Origin of the sequence: Winogradskyella forsetii (assembly GCF_013394595.1) — a bacterium.
GTDB classification, from domain to species: Bacteria; Bacteroidota; Bacteroidia; order Flavobacteriales; family Flavobacteriaceae; genus Winogradskyella; species Winogradskyella forsetii.
Window position 1 is genome coordinate 3,867,863 of sequence record NZ_CP053348.1, and the last position, 14,243, is coordinate 3,882,105.

Here is a 14,243-nt window from a genome sequence, read left to right on the forward strand (position 1 = left end):
ATTACTTTTATAGTCTAAGAGAATAACATATTATGTCCTTAAAGCAGTTTTTACAATTTAAGCTCTCACAAAAGCTTTCCCCACAGCAGATTCAACTCATGAAGTTGATTCAGTTGCCTACACAAGCTTTTGAACAACGTTTGAAGCAAGAGTTGGAAGAAAATCCTGCTTTGGATACTGGAAAAGAATCGGAAGCCTCTGAAGACAATTTTGATGAATTTGATAATTCTGAAGAGAATTATGACGAGAATGAAACCATTGAAGCCGATGATATCAATATTGATGAATATCTGAGCGACGACGAAATTCCGGAATATCGGACTCAAGCGAATAATTATAGTGCGGATGACGAGGATAAATCCGTGCCTTATGCGGCAGGAACTTCCTTTACGCAACATTTAACAAATCAACTGAATACATTTCGTTTGTCTGATCAGGACGAAGAAATTGCTTATTTCTTAGTCGGTAGTGTTGACGAAAGTGGTTATATACGTCGTTCATTATCTGATATTACTGATGATTTAGCCTTTACGCAGAATGTGTATACCACGGAAGAAGAGGTTGAAAAGGTATTGCAAATTGTACACCAATTGGATCCTGCTGGTGTTGGAGCACGTAATCTTCAAGAGTGCTTAAGTATTCAATTGCATCGCAAAGAACAGCATCCAGATGTTGAATTGGCAACTACGATTATTGACAAAGGTTTTGAGCAATTCACAAAAAAGCATTATAAGAAATTAATGCAGAAATTCAATATTGACGAAGAACAATTAAAAGATGCCATTGAAGAGATTGAACGTTTGAACCCAAAACCTGGTGGATCATATGCTGGAAACAATAAAATTGTAGAACATATTGTACCCGATTTTGCCATAAAGATTGTGGATGGCGAACTCGAGTTAACCTTGAATGGTAGAAATGCACCAGAGCTTCACGTATCACGAGAATACAATAACATGCTTAAAGGCTACAAAGCGACGAAAGAGAAGTCTAAAGCCCAGAAAGATGCGGTAATGTTCATTAAGCAAAAGTTAGATGCAGCAAAGTGGTTTATTGAAGCCGTAAGACAACGTCAGCAGACGTTATTTGTAACCATGAGTTCTATTATGCATTACCAGAAAGAATATTTCCTCACTGGTGATGAGCGAAATTTGCGCCCTATGATCTTAAAGGATATCGCAGACGAAATTGAAATGGATGTTTCAACCGTTTCTAGGGTAGCAAACAGTAAATATGTGGATACGCCTTATGGCACAAAGTTGATTAAGGAATTCTTTTCAGAATCCATGACCAACGATCAAGGTGAGGAAGTTTCAACTAGGGAAATTAAAAAAATCCTTGAAACGGTTATTGAAGAAGAGAGCAAAAAGAAACCGATGACGGACGAAGCACTTTCTAAAATCCTGAAAGAAAAAGGTTACCCTATTGCAAGACGGACGGTGGCAAAATATAGGGAACAATTAGATATTCCTGTGGCACGTTTGAGAAAGGAACTTTAAGAAGCCTTAATGAAAAATTTTATTTTAAAAGGCATATCGTTTGTATTCCACCCTTTAATAATGCCTTTATTAGGTGTGCTTTTTTACTTTTCCAAGACACCACGGTTTATACCAGAACCTGTGATGAAAGCCAAAATCTTTTCAATAGTTATTCTAACCATAATTTTACCAATCCTACTCTTCTTTTTACTAAAAACCGTTAATAAAGTTAATTCCATATATTTAAAGAGTACCAAAGAACGTTTGATTCCGCTATTTATCAATAGTGTCATTATTTTATTGATTCTAATTCGGGTGCTAACACCAAGTGAAATTATTGAATTGTACTATTTCTTTTTAGGGATTCTTTGCTCAACACTAACCTGCTTTATTCTGGCCATATTTAAAATAAAAGCCAGCATCCATATGATTGCAGCTTCAGGTTTCTTTATGTTCGCCATCGCTATTGGGATACATTATCAAATAAATATAAATGGTACTATTGCCCTTATGATGATAATTCTCGGTGCTATTGCCACTTCCCGTTTACATTTGAAAGCTCATACCAATCAAGAGTTGTTTATTGGTATCTTTACAGGAATGGGTCCTCAGATATTACTACTGAATTATTGGTTATAAAATATAAAACATAAGTCCTATTTTAAGGGCTTTCATGTTTATGGATTCATCATTAAGTTTAGAGTTAGACTCAAAAATAGGGTTTAAGCCATAATACACATGAAAATTCCAAGTGCCATAACCTGCAGACAACGTTAAGCCATATTGAAGCTTATTAAAACTATCGTTATTAGACAGTTTTACATTTCCTACCTCGCTTTCGAACTTCGTGACGTTATAAAATACATAACCGACCTTAAATCCGGTATAAATTCGCCAAAAATCATACTCTGTTGGTGTAGAAGTTCTCCATCTAATTTCCAAAGGCACCTCTATTAAATAGGTATTAAATTTGTTTTTAGAAACGTTGTAATCATCTTCATCTATAATGTTAAATACAATGTCATTATTAGCTTCCTGAATTAATAGACTCTTTTGATTATAGGTATTGGCAGAGATTCCCAAACCCAAACCTATAGCTACATTGCGGCGTTGGTTTATAGGCATATCTCTAATAAAACCTAAATGAAAGCCAGATGAAAAACCACTTTGAGATACAGCACTTGGTTTTTCATTAAGTAAATTATAGGTTACAGACGCATAGAATTGATCTTCTCTATAGTTTTTATAAAGTTCTGTCTTCTCGGCTTTATCGTTTTGTGAAAACCCAAACATCCCTATTAATGCCAGTAAAATAAAAACATATCCTTTCATGTGTTGCTATTTATTGTTCTTAACTTTTACACGTGATTCGTTTTGGTCCATTTTCTTGAATGATAAATTTTTCACCAAGTTCATTTAATATTGATAAAACTACAAAAAGTTTAAATCACACTATATAAAAAAACGTCTTGATTCCTCAAGACGTTTTATATATAAAATTAAGAACAATAATTTTTATTCTTCAGTTTTTGTATTAGCGATATACATTACTTTTAGTGCATTGGCCTTACGTAATTCTTGCTTAATATCTGAGACTAAACCCGCATTGGTATTTTTATCTACTTTAAGGCCTACAACAACTTTACTTTGAAGCTCCTCATTCATTTCACTTATACCTTGATAAATTGATGGCTGAACATCCTCTACAGTAATGAATGCATCATTGTACTGAATTCTTGGCTCAACACCAAATTGTTTATATTGACTACTAGGTTTACCTGCATAAATAAAAATAGTTCTATCTTTTTTAAGTTTTTCAACTTGGTCTGCGCTTGGTAATTGATTTTCAATCATCAAAGAACTGTCTCTCATTACTGTTGCCACCATAAAAAAGAAAAGCAACATAAATACAATATCTGGAAGTGAAGCGGTTGAAATCGCTGGTAATTCACCTTTTTCCTTTTTTCTAAATTTAGACATATTTGTTTCTTTTAAGTTTTATCAGGTTCTGCTTCAGATAATTTCATCGGGAACAGATTCTTAATGGTTTCAATACGCTCATTAAGTGTTTCATCTTTACTAAACTGATTCTTTTCTTTCTCTTCCAACATTGCAGAATATACATTCTCAGCATCTGGATAATATTGTTTATACAATCGTGATGCTTCTCGTTCTCTTAAAAAATTATAAGCTGCTACGAGCTCGTTCTGTACATCCATATACTTCTCATAAGTCGTTTCCCTATCATGTTTCATAGAGATAATCGCCTTATCAGGATGATCTGATGAAGATTCATCTCTCTCTCCTTTACAATAATCACAGGATTCACCTGCTGGATTGGTACCACCTCCATTGTCTAAAAAGTCAATAGCTGCTTGCCTTAAATCTTCTAAAGGCATTTCTTCATCTTCCACTAACAATTGGTTATTTCGGTTAATTAAAACCGTAAATAAATTCTTTTGTTTAATTATAGGTGGTTCGTATTCCGTGTCATCAATAGGTGGCAAACTTCTTAACAATCCTTTGTCTTTTTCTATAGTTGTTGTTACTAGAAAAAAGATAAGTAGTAAGAAGGCAATGTCAGCCATTGATCCTGCATTTACTTCGGGTGCTGCTCTTTTTGCCATATTATATTATTTATTGATTACTTTTTTAGCTCCTGAAAAAATCATGGTTATTGCGGCAATTGCTAATAATACATAAAACGCAATTAGACCAGCGCCTACCAAATGGGATTCGCTAGTTGTAGCCATTTCATCTCCATTTTTATAAGCCATTGTATCTCCACCAGAGACTACATAAGCAATAATCAATACTGCTGCAAACGCACCAACACCTATTAAGGTACTTTTAAGAGAAGCGGTATTTGTAAAAAGGTTTTGCAAAACAAAAACCAGTACAAATAGCACAACCAATCCTAATATAATATAGGCCGTCCAAGCCATAGGCTCAAATAAACCTGCTTTCTCACCTGTTTCCATAGCTTCGTCACCGGCAGCAATAATTCTCACAAGAGAAATGATACCAAACAAGCTAAGAACAGCTGCAATAATTTTAAATATTTTGTGCATAATTGTTTTTTATTTTTTGTGTCTTACTAATAAATCCATCAATGTGATAGAAGCATCTTCCATGTCATTTACAATACTATCAATTTTAGCAATGATGTAATTATAAAATATTTGAAGTATAATAGCTACAATAAGACCAAATACTGTTGTTAAAAGTGCTACTTTAATACCACCAGCAACTAAAGATGGTTGCATATCACCAGCAGCCTCAATCTTATCAAAGGCTTGAATCATACCAATTACCGTACCCATGAAACCAAGCATTGGTGCCAAAGCGATAAATAATGAAATCCAAGATACATTCTTTTCTAGTTGTCCCATTTGTACACCACCATAAGCCACAACCGCTTTTTCAGCCGCATCAATATCTTCGTCGGCTCGGTCTAAACCTTGATAGAATATTGAAGCAACAGGTCCTTTTGTATTTCTACAAACTTCCTTTGCAGCTTCAATACCACCAGAATTCAGTGCATCTTCCACATTTTGGGTTAATTTTTTAGTATTAGTTGTTGAAAGGTTTAAAAAGATAATTCTCTCTATAGCAATGGCTAGTCCAAGAATTAAACATAGTAGTACAATACCCATAAAGCCTGGACCACCTTCAATAAAACGCTTTTTTAATTCTTGGTGAAAACTCAAATCTTCGTCAGGAGTTTCAGTGACGTCTTGAGTTACACTCGTTACAGTTGCTGTTGTTGTAGCTAATGTCGTTGCATTTGCGTTAACAGTTCCGATAGCCATTAAACATGTTATGGCAAGGATAGAAAATAATCTTTTCATTGTTCTGAATCTTAATTTTATTAGTTAAAGTGTTAAAGATAAAAAAAAATATGTAACAATCACATAAATTATAAGCAGAGAGGAAGGGATTCGAACCCTCGATACCCTTTTGGAGTATACACACTTTCCAGGCGTGCGCCTTCGACCACTCGGCCACCTCTCTCTAAATTTAATTAAAAATTACATGATGCCAAATAACAAAAAAATCTTCGAACACTAAAATTTAAAATGTTATTTTTAAGACAATTCTCCCCTTAAGGAGGTTTCAAAGTAATGTTGAAATTCTTTTGAGTCTATTTTTTCTCCCAACAAATACATTAGTTTTGCAATTGCTGCTTCCGTTGTCATATCTTTACCCGAAATGACTCCTATAGATTTGAGTTGCGAACTGGTTTCGTATTGTCCCATGTTTACACTTCCGCCAACACATTGTGTGACGTTTATAATATGCAGACCATTCTTTATGGCGTTTCTTAATAATTCTATAAACCAAGATTCTGTTGTTGCATTTCCAGAACCATAGGTTTCTATGATTAGTCCTTTTATTAATTTACTTGTTAGAATGGCTTCACAAATCGGTCTGGATATGCCTGGAAATAGTTTTAGCACACCAATATCAGCATCCATGGCGGTGCGAATAATTAATTCTGTATTAGGTTTTGGCTTCCATAAATATTCTGAATTAACTTTCAAATGCACACCAGATTCCGCTAAATGCGGATAATTATACGATTCAAATGCCTCAAAATGGTCAGCATTTAACTTTGTGGTTCTATTCCCTCTATATAATTTGTATTCAAAATACAAACCTACCTCTCTTATTACTGGCACCCCTTTTATCTGTAAAGATGCCATTTGAATTGAAGTAATTAAGTTTTCCTTAGCATCGGTTCTTAAATCTCCAATTGGTAATTGTGAACCCGTTAAAATAACAGGTTTTGCGAGATTTTCTAACATAAAACTGAGCGCTGAAGCCGTATAACTCATGGTATCACTACCATGCAATACTACAAAACCATCAAATTTTGAATAATTATCACTAATTATCGTTGCAATATCTGCCCAATATTTAGGATTCATATTTGAAGAATCTATCGGTTCTTCAAAAGAAATCGTTTCAATAGTACAGGCCAATAATCGCAGTTCTGGAATTTTATCCAACAAACTTGTAAAATCGAATGCTTTTAAAGCACCTGTATTGGCATTTTTTATCATGCCAATGGTGCCACCTGTATATATTAATAGGATGTGCGGTTGTTTTGTCATTTAAATTCCGAATATAGCTTTAGAATTTTCTGTAGTAATACTAGCGATTTCCTCTGGGCTTTTAACATAAAGCTCCGATAATTTTTCCAACACCTTATATATATAAGAACTTTCATTTCGTTTTCCTCGGTATGGTTTTGGTGCTAAATAGGGCGAATCGGTCTCCAAAACGATATGTTTCAGATCTATTTGATTCATAAATTGGTCTATTTTACCATTTTTAAACGTCACCACGCCTCCTATACCCAATTTCATTTGGTATGAAATCGCCTGTTGTGCTTGTTCAAGCGTTCCTGTAAAGCAGTGAAAAATACCGAATAAATCATCGGATTGTTCTTCTTCTAAAACTTTAAATATTTCATCAAAAGCTTCCCTACAATGAATCACTATAGGTAATTTGTACTGTTTTGCTAGTTTGATTTGATGCCTGAAAGCTTCAATCTGGATATCTAAAGTGGATTTATCCCAATATAGATCGATACCAATTTCGCCAATGGCATAAAATTTTCTTTTTGCTAATTGCCCTTCAACATGCGCTAACTCATCTTTATAATTTTCTTTGACTGAAGTTGGATGTAAACCCGCCATTAAAAATACATACTCCGGAAATTCTTTTTCAAGTTGAAGCATTGATGCTGTATAAGTGGAATCTATTGCAGGAATAAAAAAACGCGTCACATCAGTTTCAATGGCACGTTGTATCATTTCTGCTCTGTCTTCGTCAAAGGCTTCACTATATAAGTGCGTGTGTGTATCAGTAATTATCATTTTGCAAAAGTAAGGGTATTAAGGTATGATACCAATTCTTATCTTTGTACAAATTGCAAACATGGACACATTAAAAGACTTCCTCGAAGCTAAAGGGTATTCTAAAGTGAAATTGAAATTTACCAAAACCAATCATTTTGAAATCAAAGCCTCAATTAATAGTATTAAAGGCCGTTTCATTCTAGATACAGGCGCTTCAAATAGTTGTGTGGGTTTTGAAGCCATTGAGCGTTTCAACCTTAAGGTAAAAGATTCTGAAATTAAAGCTGTTGGTGCTGGTGCGTCTGATATGCTGACTCAAATTTCTAATTCCAATGCTATTAAAGTCGGAAAATGGAAGAAAAACCGTGTGCCTTTAATATTGTTCAACCTTTCTCATGTCAATAATGGCTTAATAAACCATAATGCAGAACCAGTTGATGGTATTATAGGCGCGGATGTCTTAAAAAAAGGCAAAGCTATCATTGATTACGAGAAAAAATACCTGTATTTAAAACTATAACCTTATTAAAGTAAGCTAAAGATTATTCTTATCTTTAAAGCTCAATTATCCCTTGAATTCATAGTTAAAATGAACCCAACCATCATCATCGCAGACGACCATCCCCTTGTGCTCAAAGGTCTGCAAGATTTTTTAATAGAAAAGGATTTTAATATTTTAGCGAGTGCCAAAAACGGAAAAGAAGCTTTAGCTTTAATAAAAGCACACACACCAGATATTGCAATTTTAGATATAAAAATGCCTTTTTTATCTGGACTACAAATTGCTTCCAAATGTAAAGCAGCTAAGATTTCAACTAAAATTGTATTGATAACGTTCGAAAAAGACGAAAAAACATATAATGAAGCCAAAGCTTTAGGTGTTTATGGTTATATCTTAAAAGAATTCGCATTAGAAGAAATTGAAAATTGTATAGCCTCTGTCCAAGCTAATAAGGCTTATTTTAGTCCAGATTTATTAAAATTTATTGAGCTACAAGAGCTTCCAGAACATTTTGACAAATTAACGAGTCACGAAAAAAACATTGTAAAGTTAATCTCAAATAACAAAACAGGTGTTGAAATAGCAGAGGTACTTTCCATATCTACCAGAACCGTAGAGAAGCACAAAAGTAATATTATAAAGAAGTTAAAATTAGAAAGTAAACAAAACAGTCTCCTTATTTGGGCCAAGGAAAATTCAGAATTCATAAACTCTTAACCAAAAAAATCAAAAAATACGTAAAGTTACGTATAGTATCATATTATTTTAATGTAGACCTTTACACCAGTGATATAATTGTTATCAATTAATCATTGTTATTAATTAAGGGTTAATAACGAGCTATTAGTTAGTTCTTAGGGGATTATTTAAGTCTCGGACACTTGTCCGAGACTTTTTTTATGAAATAAGGTCAAAAAACTCAAAAAATACGTAAAGTTACGTATAGTATGGCATTACATTAATTACGAAATTTACACCAGCCATTAATTAAGGCCTAAAAATCAATTCTTTAAAGCTCTGAATTGACTTATAGTTCAGAGCTTTTTAAAAAACATCAACGCTATGGAAACAATGAAAAACGAAACCTCATCAAAAAACGATAGACTATTCATCGCATTATTAATTGTTAGTTCTATAATCGTAATATCGGCAAATATCGCTGTTAATTTTTTTAGTTAATTTTAGTTATTAGTTAGTTCATCTCTTGTTAGTTAGGAGAAAAAAAAAGCGCAACTCCAATGGAATTGCGCTTTTTTGTTTAAAGTAAGTCAATCTTATAATTCTAAAGCCTTCATCACATTATTATCCATCAACAATTCTTCCGGACTTTCTAAAGCTTCTTTTATAGCGACTAAGAATCCAACAGATTCTTTGCCGTCAATAATTCTATGATCGTAAGACAAAGCCACATACATCATTGGGTGGATTTCAACCTTACCATCTACAGCTATCGGTCGCTCAATAATATTATGCATTCCTAAAATACCACTTTGCGGTGGATTAATGATTGGAGTGGATAACATACTACCAAATACGCCTCCATTGGTAATGGTAAACGTACCACCTGTCATTTCATCTACAGTAATCTGACCTTCTCTGGCTCTAATGGCCAAACGTTTTACTTCAGATTCAATACCTCTAAACGATAGGTTTTCTGCATTTCTAATCACTGGCACCATTAATCCTTTTGGACCAGAAACTGCAATACTAATATCAACAAAATCGTAAGTCAGCATTTCCTTTCCGTCTATCATTGAGTTCACAGCTGGATACATTTTCAGTGCACGCACAACAGCTAAAGAAAAGAAACTCATAAATCCAAGACTTACGCCATGCTTAGCTTTAAAATCTTCTTTGTATTGCTTACGTAATTCAAAAATAGGTGTCATATTAACCTCATTAAAAGTGGTTAACATCGCTGTCGTATTCTTAGCTTCAACTAAACGTTCAGCTACTTTACGACGCAACATGGACATTTTACTACTTGTACTGCCTCTGTTACCACCAGTTGGAGTTCCCATGGATGGTACCGCTTTTACAGCATCATCTTTTGTGATTCTGCCATCTTTACCTGTTCCCTTAATGGTTGAGGCATCCATATCTTTCTCAGCAAGAATCTTTTTCGCAGCAGGACTCGCAGCACCTGAAGCATAGGTTTTCTCAGCAGGATTAGGCGCTTTTTCACCTGTATTTGGCGCCTGCTCTTGTTCTTTCTTTAAGTTATCCGCGACGTTTTCTGAATTTCCGCCTTCATCTCCTCCTTCGTAAGTTGATGGAGCGTCATCTTTTCCTTCTGGTTTTGCAGCGCTGGTATCAATTAAGCATACAACCGCGCCTACTTCAACAGCATCGCCTTCTTCTGCTTTCAACGTAATTGTTCCACTTGCTTCTGCAGGCAGCTCTAAAGTTGCTTTATCACTATCTACTTCCGCAATGGCTTGGTCTTTTTCTACGTAATCACCATCTTGCACTAACCATTCTGCTATTTCTACCTCAGTAATTGACTCGCCTGGCGAAGGCACTTTCATTTCTAAAATCATGCTTTGTTATTTTATTAAGCTCTAATTTGCGCTATGTTAATTCTCTTTATCTCTGGTTGTTTTTGGTTTTATCAAAAACGTAATCTATAACTTGTTGATGCCTCATTTTTGAACGGACCGAACTACCAGCTGCTGGAGCACCATACGGCCTTCTGCTAGCAGCTCTAAACTGTTTGGCTTCATCTAAATTTAGTAACAAGTAACTGTAAGCTCCCATATTTCTTGGTTCTTCCTGAGCCCAAACAATATCGTCTGCATTTTTATATTTTTTGATAACCGCTCTAATATCTTCTGCTGGTAATGGAAACAATTGTTCAATTCTTACCAAAGCAACATCGTCTCTACCTAATTTTTCTTGTTCTTCCAATAAATCATAATAAAACTTACCGGTCAAAAAGACTAAAGTTTTTACTTTATCTACCTTGGCATTAGCATCATCAATAAGCATTTGGAAACTTCCATTTGCGAATTCTTCAACCGTTGAAACCACTTTTGGATGACGTAACAAACTCTTTGGTGTGAATACAATTAGCGGTTTTCTGTAATCGGCTTTCATTTGTCGTCTCAATAAATGAAACATGTTGGCAGGCGTCGTACAGTCGGCAACAAACATATTGTCTTTTGCACAGAGTTGTAAATAACGTTCCATACGTGCCGAAGAGTGTTCTGCGCCTTGGCCTTCGTAGCCATGAGGCAACAACATCACCAATCCGTTCTGAAGCTTCCATTTATCTTCCGCCGCAGAAATATATTGATCCAACATGATTTGCGCACCATTACTGAAATCACCAAACTGTGCTTCCCAAATGGTCAATGTTATTGGGCTTGCCATGGCATAACCGTAATCAAATCCCACGACACCATATTCTGACAGCAAAGAATTATAAATAAAAAATCGACCTTGTTTATCACTTATATGATTATGAAGTACAATTTCTTCTTCACTATCTTCAACTTTAACAACGCCATGACGATGCGAAAAGGTACCTCTTTCAACATCTTGCCCAGACATACGAACGTCATTTCCTTCTAATAAAATTGAACCATAAGCCAAATGCTCTGCCATGGCCCAATCCAATTTATCTTCATCAAACATCGTTTGCCTCGACTCCACTAAACGTTGAATCTTTCTTATAAATTTTTTGTCCTCTGGAAGATTAGAAATGGCCTTTGTGATTTTTTCCAGCTTAGCTTTAGGATAAGTTGTGTCGACAGGCTTCATCATTTTATCCTCTTCTGCCGTCTTAAAGTTTACCCATTCATTTTGCATAAATGGTGTGATTTCCGTTTTCTCTACCTTACGTGAATCCTCAAGTTTTTCTTCAAGTTTATCCTTGTATTCTTTTTCAATTTTAGAGACAAAACCTTTATCAATAACGCCTTCTTTCAATAAGCGCTCTGCATATATATCCCTTGGGTTACTATGTTTTGCAATAGCTTTGTACAACAACGGTTGCGTAAATTTAGGCTCATCCCCTTCATTATGCCCATATTTTCTATAGCCTAGCATATCAATGAATACATCGCGCTTAAATTTCATTCTAAAATGCAATGCAAATAATGTAGCATGCACTACGGCTTCGGCATCGTCTGCATTTACATGCAAAACGGGAGACAATGTTACTTTACCAACATCGGTGCAATATGTACTAGAACGTGCATCTAGATAATTAGTCGTAAAGCCAATCTGGTTATTCACCACGATATGAATGGTTCCGTTGGTTTTATAACCCTCCAATTTTGCCATTTGTACAACTTCATAAACTATTCCCTGGCCTGCAATAGCAGCATCGCCATGCACAACAATAGGCAATACTTGCGATGGATTATCTGGATATTTATCGTCTTGCTTCGCTCTTGTAATACCTTCTACAACGGCACCAACTGTTTCTAAATGCGAAGGATTTGGAGCGATATTTATATTTATTTTTTTACCATTGTCAGTTACACGATCGCTGGTCCAACCTAAATGGTATTTTACATCACCATCAAATACTTCTTGCTCATAATCCTTACCATCAAATTCGCTAAAAATATCTTTTGCTGACTTGCCAAAGATGTTAGTCAATGTACTAAGGCGACCACGATGTGCCATTCCCATGACAAATTCTTTCACACCATGTTCTGCAGCATTTTCAATCAAAGCATCTAAGGCAGGAATCAACGCCTCTCCTCCTTCAAGAGAAAATCGTTTTTGACCTACATATTTAGTATGTAAAAAGTTTTCGAAAGAAACCGCTTCATTTAATTTTCTTAAGATTTTTTTCTTTCCCTCGTCAGTAAACTTTGCATGATTGTCATTAACATTAAGTTTATTTTGAATCCAATCAATTTCTTCCGGCTGTCTAATGTACATGTACTCTATACCAATAGACTCGCAATATATTTTTTCTAAATGGTCTATAATATTTTGCAAAGTAGCTGAAGAACCCAACCCAAGAACTTCACCAGCCGAGAAAACGGTTTGCAAATCATTTTTTGAAAGTCCGAAGTTTTCGATTTCTAAAGTCGGCGCATATTTACGTCGTGCCCTAACTGGATTTGTTTTTGTAAACAAATGCCCTCTACTTCTGTAACCATCAATAAGTTTTAAAACCTGAAATTCTTTTTGAACCTGTTCTGGTATCTGTGCAGAAACACCTTCAACAATTTCACCGTCTAAACCATAATTTTCTGATCCAAAATCGTAACCTTGAAAAAAGGCACGCCAGCTTGGCTCTACAGAATCTGGGTTTTTGAGGTATTGGTCATATAAATCAGCAAAGTATGCTGTATGTGCTGCGTTGAGAAAGGAATATTTATCCATTATAATTTTTGAGACGTTGTCGTTTCAACATAATTTGGGCAAAAATACAACATTTAGTAAATATAGTTCAGGATTTATTATATTTATAACAATTAGAAAAAACAATTTTCAATATGACATATTCTAACGCAATTCGCATCAAAAAAAGTATTATTTCTACGATTTTCATCTGCCTTTTTATCACTTTATCATTTTCACAAAATCAATCGGATAAGAACACTTTTTGGAAAAATGTGCAATTCGGTGGAGGACTTGGCCTAAGCTTTGGAGATGGCTTTTTTAGTGGCGCTATTTCTCCTAATGCCATTTACAGATTCAATCCTTATGTAGCTACAGGAGTTGGACTCAACTTTTCGTATAGTTCACAAAAAGATTTTTTTAAATCTACTGTTTTAGGCGGAAGTGTTCTTGGTTTAATAAACCCGTATCGAGAATTACAGATCTCTGCGGAGTTTGAACAGTTAAACGTTAGCCGGAATTTTGATGAACGATTTGTAAATAATGTAGATGACAATTATTGGTATCCAGCGCTATTCTTAGGAGCGGGATACACGAGTAGAAATGTGACGATTGGAATTAGATATGACGTATTGTATGATAGAGACAAAAGTATTTATGCTGAAGCTTGGATGCCTTTTGTGCGGTTTTGGTTTTAATAAAGAAAGGATGTTCCACGCCTTCTAAGTGGTACGTCCTAAGAAGGGATATTATTTTTATACCAAACCTTCTGCCATTCCCGCTGCAAAATTAAAAAGGTCACTTCCTCTGAAAGCTGTAAGGTATCGTTACCATCTAATTTTTTAATTTTAAGTTCTGAAACATCGACGATATAAAGTAGGTTGAGATACTCTGAAAATTTCGATTGAATGAGATGAAAAACGGTTTCATGAAGCACCAATTTCAAACTCGTTGGCAAAGTTTCGTGGTCAAGTTCTAAATCGATGTTTGCATAGAGCAAATCCTTATTCAATTGAATGATAAGTTTTTTGTATAGATTTAAGCCTTCTGCCTCAGCAATTAAATCTTTAAAATTTGATGGTAAGCTCATAA

The 14,243-nt window shown here is 34.9% G+C and carries 15 protein-coding genes and 1 tRNA gene; 5 read left to right on the forward strand and 11 right to left on the reverse strand.

Annotated features, from left to right (window positions below):
- Positions 1-32 precede the first annotated feature (32 nt).
- Positions 33-1,499, forward strand: a complete 1,467-nt coding sequence (rpoN, locus tag HM987_RS16575; RefSeq protein WP_179009134.1) for an RNA polymerase factor sigma-54 — start codon at positions 33-35, stop codon at positions 1,497-1,499.
- Positions 1,500-1,508: 9 nt separating this feature from the next.
- On the forward strand, positions 1,509-2,117 hold the full coding sequence (locus HM987_RS16580) for a hypothetical protein (protein WP_179009135.1): 609 nt from the start codon (positions 1,509-1,511) through the stop codon (positions 2,115-2,117).
- On the opposite strand, the gene HM987_RS16585 is transcribed toward HM987_RS16580, so the two are convergent.
- From HM987_RS16585 to HM987_RS16620, 8 genes are all read right to left on the reverse strand, one after another.
- A complete protein-coding gene (locus HM987_RS16585) occupies positions 2,112-2,810 on the reverse strand; it encodes a porin family protein (protein WP_179009136.1) in 699 nt (232 codons plus the stop codon). The genes HM987_RS16580 and HM987_RS16585 overlap by 6 nt on opposite strands.
- A gap of 183 nt (positions 2,811-2,993) precedes the next feature.
- The gene (locus tag HM987_RS16590; RefSeq protein WP_179009137.1) at positions 2,994-3,458 is read right to left on the reverse strand and encodes an ExbD/TolR family protein; all 465 of its coding nucleotides are present in this window, start codon (positions 3,456-3,458) and stop codon (positions 2,994-2,996) included.
- A gap of 11 nt (positions 3,459-3,469) precedes the next feature.
- Entirely contained in the window at positions 3,470-4,105 is a 636-nt protein-coding gene (locus HM987_RS16595; RefSeq protein ID WP_179009138.1) for an ExbD/TolR family protein, read from the reverse strand.
- Positions 4,106-4,111: 6 nt separating this feature from the next.
- On the reverse strand, positions 4,112-4,549 hold the full coding sequence (locus HM987_RS16600) for a hypothetical protein (RefSeq protein ID WP_179009139.1): 438 nt from the start codon (positions 4,547-4,549) through the stop codon (positions 4,112-4,114).
- A 9-nt stretch (positions 4,550-4,558) separates the two neighbouring features.
- Positions 4,559-5,329, reverse strand: coding sequence for a MotA/TolQ/ExbB proton channel family protein (locus tag HM987_RS16605; RefSeq protein ID WP_179009140.1), 771 nt, complete (start codon positions 5,327-5,329; stop codon positions 4,559-4,561).
- Between the two features lie 75 nt (positions 5,330-5,404).
- A tRNA-Ser gene (locus tag HM987_RS16610) sits at positions 5,405-5,492 on the reverse strand.
- 74 nt (positions 5,493-5,566) lie between these two features.
- Positions 5,567-6,595 (reverse strand): asparaginase, encoded by a 1,029-nt coding sequence (locus tag HM987_RS16615; RefSeq protein ID WP_179009141.1) that lies wholly within the window; start codon positions 6,593-6,595, stop codon positions 5,567-5,569.
- A complete protein-coding gene (locus tag HM987_RS16620) occupies positions 6,596-7,363 on the reverse strand; it encodes a TatD family hydrolase (protein ID WP_179009142.1) in 768 nt (255 codons plus the stop codon).
- Between the two features lie 61 nt (positions 7,364-7,424).
- Between HM987_RS16620 and HM987_RS16625 the strand changes: the two genes are divergently transcribed.
- Positions 7,425-7,865, forward strand: coding sequence for a retropepsin-like aspartic protease (locus HM987_RS16625; protein WP_179009143.1), 441 nt, complete (start codon positions 7,425-7,427; stop codon positions 7,863-7,865).
- Positions 7,866-7,934: 69 nt separating this feature from the next.
- The gene (locus tag HM987_RS16630; protein WP_179009144.1) at positions 7,935-8,564 is read left to right on the forward strand and encodes a response regulator; all 630 of its coding nucleotides are present in this window, start codon (positions 7,935-7,937) and stop codon (positions 8,562-8,564) included.
- Between the two features lie 557 nt (positions 8,565-9,121).
- On the opposite strand, the gene odhB is transcribed toward HM987_RS16630, so the two are convergent.
- Positions 9,122-10,387 (reverse strand): 2-oxoglutarate dehydrogenase complex dihydrolipoyllysine-residue succinyltransferase, encoded by a 1,266-nt coding sequence (odhB, locus tag HM987_RS16635; protein WP_179009145.1) that lies wholly within the window; start codon positions 10,385-10,387, stop codon positions 9,122-9,124.
- Positions 10,388-10,433: 46 nt separating this feature from the next.
- Positions 10,434-13,193: a 2-oxoglutarate dehydrogenase E1 component gene (locus HM987_RS16640; protein WP_179009146.1), complete on the reverse strand. Its 2,760-nt coding sequence runs from the start codon at positions 13,191-13,193 to the stop codon at positions 10,434-10,436.
- 113 nt (positions 13,194-13,306) lie between these two features.
- Here HM987_RS16640 and HM987_RS16645 point away from each other — a divergent pair, with 113 nt between their 5' ends.
- Positions 13,307-13,849: an alpha-ketoglutarate decarboxylase gene (locus HM987_RS16645; protein WP_179009147.1), complete on the forward strand. Its 543-nt coding sequence runs from the start codon at positions 13,307-13,309 to the stop codon at positions 13,847-13,849.
- A 38-nt stretch (positions 13,850-13,887) separates the two neighbouring features.
- On the opposite strand, the gene HM987_RS16650 is transcribed toward HM987_RS16645, so the two are convergent.
- Entirely contained in the window at positions 13,888-14,241 is a 354-nt protein-coding gene (locus HM987_RS16650) for a hypothetical protein (protein WP_179009148.1), read from the reverse strand.
- Between the last annotated feature and the right edge of the window lie 2 nt (positions 14,242-14,243).

Coding starts and splice junctions, on each gene's coding strand:
- HM987_RS16630 (WP_179009144.1), top strand. CDS start 7,935: ATGAACCCAACCATCATCATCGCAGACGACCATCCCCTTGTGCTCAAA.
- HM987_RS16595 (WP_179009138.1), bottom strand. CDS start 4,105: ATGGCAAAAAGAGCAGCACCCGAAGTAAATGCAGGATCAATGGCTGAC.
- HM987_RS16590 (WP_179009137.1), bottom strand. CDS start 3,458: ATGTCTAAATTTAGAAAAAAGGAAAAAGGTGAATTACCAGCGATTTCA.
- HM987_RS16625 (WP_179009143.1), top strand. CDS start 7,425: ATGGACACATTAAAAGACTTCCTCGAAGCTAAAGGGTATTCTAAAGTG.
- HM987_RS16585 (WP_179009136.1), bottom strand. CDS start 2,810: ATGAAAGGATATGTTTTTATTTTACTGGCATTAATAGGGATGTTTGGG.
- HM987_RS16615 (WP_179009141.1), bottom strand. CDS start 6,595: ATGACAAAACAACCGCACATCCTATTAATATATACAGGTGGCACCATT.
- HM987_RS16640 (WP_179009146.1), bottom strand. CDS start 13,193: ATGGATAAATATTCCTTTCTCAACGCAGCACATACAGCATACTTTGCT.
- HM987_RS16580 (WP_179009135.1), top strand. CDS start 1,509: ATGAAAAATTTTATTTTAAAAGGCATATCGTTTGTATTCCACCCTTTA.
- HM987_RS16605 (WP_179009140.1), bottom strand. CDS start 5,329: ATGAAAAGATTATTTTCTATCCTTGCCATAACATGTTTAATGGCTATC.
- odhB (WP_179009145.1), bottom strand. CDS start 10,387: ATGATTTTAGAAATGAAAGTGCCTTCGCCAGGCGAGTCAATTACTGAG.
- HM987_RS16650 (WP_179009148.1), bottom strand. CDS start 14,241: ATGAGCTTACCATCAAATTTTAAAGATTTAATTGCTGAGGCAGAAGGC.
- HM987_RS16645 (WP_179009147.1), top strand. CDS start 13,307: ATGACATATTCTAACGCAATTCGCATCAAAAAAAGTATTATTTCTACG.
- rpoN (WP_179009134.1), top strand. CDS start 33: ATGTCCTTAAAGCAGTTTTTACAATTTAAGCTCTCACAAAAGCTTTCC.
- HM987_RS16600 (WP_179009139.1), bottom strand. CDS start 4,549: ATGCACAAAATATTTAAAATTATTGCAGCTGTTCTTAGCTTGTTTGGT.
- HM987_RS16620 (WP_179009142.1), bottom strand. CDS start 7,363: ATGATAATTACTGATACACACACGCACTTATATAGTGAAGCCTTTGAC.